General features: G+C 49.2%; 3 protein-coding genes and 1 pseudogene. All 4 read left to right on the top strand.

Annotated elements, in window-relative coordinates; translation table 11 throughout:
* The first annotated feature begins 240 nt into the window (after nucleotides 1-240).
* The 4 genes and pseudogenes from C7B77_RS27800 to C7B77_RS27790 all read left to right on the top strand — a co-directional run bounded on the left by C7B77_RS27800 (nucleotide 241) and on the right by C7B77_RS27790 (nucleotide 2,647).
* The gene (locus C7B77_RS27800) at nucleotides 241-1,392 is read left to right on the top strand and encodes an acyl-CoA dehydrogenase family protein (RefSeq protein ID WP_245894489.1); all 1,152 of its coding nucleotides are present in this window, start codon (nucleotides 241-243) and stop codon (nucleotides 1,390-1,392) included.
* A 6-nt stretch (nucleotides 1,393-1,398) separates the two neighbouring features.
* A pseudogene (locus C7B77_RS27795) lies at nucleotides 1,399-1,802 on the top strand (hydrogenase formation protein HypD); the annotation flags it as partial.
* Between the two features lie 226 nt (nucleotides 1,803-2,028).
* The gene (locus tag C7B77_RS30540; RefSeq protein ID WP_181244060.1) at nucleotides 2,029-2,172 is read left to right on the top strand and encodes a hypothetical protein; all 144 of its coding nucleotides are present in this window, start codon (nucleotides 2,029-2,031) and stop codon (nucleotides 2,170-2,172) included.
* A gap of 25 nt (nucleotides 2,173-2,197) precedes the next feature.
* Complete coding sequence (locus tag C7B77_RS27790) at nucleotides 2,198-2,647, top strand: hypothetical protein (RefSeq protein WP_245894488.1); 450 nt, start codon at nucleotides 2,198-2,200, stop codon at nucleotides 2,645-2,647.
* Nucleotides 2,648-2,677: the final 30 nt, after the last annotated feature.

The following is a 2,677-nucleotide window of genomic DNA, read 5'->3' as shown; positions in this document are numbered from 1 at the left end:
AACTAGAACGGTGGCTAGAGGAGCATGAGTACCATTCTGTGCGCCAACTTCAAGGCACAATGAGTCAGGCTGCTTGCCCCACTCCTAGCGAGTTCGAGCGGGTGCAGTAGATGAAGGCGATTCAAACTTATCGACCTCACCCAGTTAAAAGCCGATCGAAATTGTTGCAGTAGATGCTCACAAAAATTTCATATTTTCAATCTAAACTGAGTCTAAAAAGATTTAAAGGGAGCATTGAAGATGTCAGAATTACCAACTACGGCTATGATGCCGCAGCAGGAGATAGATTGGTTGTCGCTAGCAGAATCTTTAGGAAAAGAGTTTGCCGCCAGAGATATTGAAGCAGATGAAACTGACTTATTTGTTGCCGATAACATTGCCAAATTGCGATCGAATGGATTAATTGCTGCGGGAGTCCCGATCGAATTAGGTGGTGGTGGAGCCAGCCATGCCGATCTCTGTGCGGTGTTGCGGATCTTAGGTGGCTATTGCAGTTCGACGGCACTGGCTTTTTCGATGCATACCCATCAGGTGATGGTAGCCACCTGGCGGTGGCACAACCAGAATGCCCCCGTCGATGGATTGCTCAAGCGAGTTGCGAACGAGCACATTGTGCTGCTCTCCAGTGGGGGTTCGGATTGGCTCCAGAGCGGTGGCACGGCGGTAAAAGTTGAGGGTGGCTTTGTGGTCAATGCGCGGAAAGTGTTTGCCAGTGGCGCGCCTGCTGCGAATTTATTATTGACAAGTGCTATCGATCGAGACACAGAGAACGGAGCTACAGTGTTGCATTTTGCAGTTCCCATGAACGCACAGGGCGTTGCCATCGAAACGACTTGGCAGGCAATGGGAATGCGCGGCACTGGCTCCCATGATGTCATATTCTCTGATGTGTTTGTGCCGGATGCAGCGGTGACTTTGCGGCGAGAACCAGGTAAATGGCATCCACTATTTCACATCATCACGATGATTGCCTTCCCGTTGATTTATTCCGTTTATGTCGGGGTGGCAGCAGCGGCACGCGATCGCGCGATCGAACTGGCAATGCAACGGCGCACTGACGAACATCTTTGCTATATGGTGGGAGGTTTAGAAAATGAAATGATGGCGGCAAATTTGGCACTCGGACACATGATTTCTACCGCCACAACTAGTCAACCTGGTTTTAACACGACGAATCAGATTATGACTGGACGAACGCTCGTCGCCAAAGCCGCCCTAAATGTACTGGATCTGGCAATGGAAATTGCCGGGGGTAGTGCTTTCTATCGCAAGCTGGGAATGGAGAAATTGTTCCGCGATGTGCAGGGAGTCCGCTATCACCCACTGCGGGAGGAGGCTCAGCGCAAGCTATCCGGCCAACTGGCACTGGGTTGGGATCTGTCTAACAACTAGGCACGAGTCGAAAACCAATATACTCGATCGGTACGATCGCAGGGAAATCCGATCGCTCAACAACTTATTCAAGCAGTCTTTGAAGTAGTCCCGCAACAGTGGCGCGGCTTGGGTAATCGTCCCCAAAGCGGTTTGGGCTTGCGATCGAACTATGCGGCGTTTGATGCCTTAAAAAAAGGATTAGTACCGTTATCTGCACCCCGATCTATTACAGCTTCAGAATGTATCAGCGGTCAAATTTTGCAGGGCATTCAGCAACCCCAAGATTGTCCGGCTTTTGGTACGCGCTGTACGCCAGAACATCCTTTGGGTGCGCCGATGGTGTCATCGGAGGGGCTTGTGCGGCTTACCATCGCTATCGCGGCTCGTTGGCGAAGCCTCTCTGCAAGAGAATCGACGATCGCAAATAGGTATTGAAAATTGTTAGGATCGTCAGACAATTCTCATCGATTTTAGTTACTTCTTGCTGTGAAAATAATCGCAAGTTCCTCAAATTCTGTTCGTAAAATTGAAACGATCGGAGAGTCGATCGGGAAAAAGAATAGCAGTTAGGAGGATCGTAAATTATGAAATATTTTCAACGCACCGATCCTCATTTATTTTGCTTATTCACGGCGAGCGAGTGCGATCGCGTTGTTGGAAATTGCCAGAGATCGAAATTTGACACCAGAGCAGGTAGTGGAATTGGGGCTGACGATGGGCTTTGATTATGAGGCACACCCCAACCTCAAGTTATTTATCTACCAACAAGTTGCCGCGATGCAACCGACTAGCACGTAACCTTCAGTTAGCAAAATTAAAAGATATGCGTGCAATTAGAGATCGAGAGTTAAGCATGATATTCCTGAGAAGTATTGCAATTTGGCTGATTTTTATTACGATCGAAAGCCTGAACGGGACGATTCGCACTCTGTGGTTAGTGCCATTATTAGGCGATCTGCGGGCACACCAACTTTCATTTATCACCGGATCGCTGCTAATTCTGACGATCGCGACGATCTTTATCCGTTGGCTCAATGCCAATAGTTTGGCGCGACTGATGAGCGTGGGAGTCTTGTGGATGCTGCTGACAGTGACGTTTGAAGTTGCCTTGGGACGCTGGGCATTCGGATATTCCTGGGCGCAAATCGCGGCTGACTACAACTTGTTCCAAGGTCGGTTGATGGCAATTGGTTTGGTTCTACTCCTATTCGCGCCGCTGCTTGCTACCAAAATTTGGGATGTTTGGATCGAGCGTCCCCAACGCTTTTCCTAACGATGGACGATTGGCGTTGCTGATTTGAGG

This window comes from Chamaesiphon polymorphus CCALA 037, from assembly GCF_003003845.1.
GTDB lineage: Bacteria > Cyanobacteriota > Cyanobacteriia > Cyanobacteriales > Chamaesiphonaceae > Chamaesiphon > Chamaesiphon polymorphus.
This window is presented reverse-complemented; position numbering and strand designations above follow the sequence as displayed.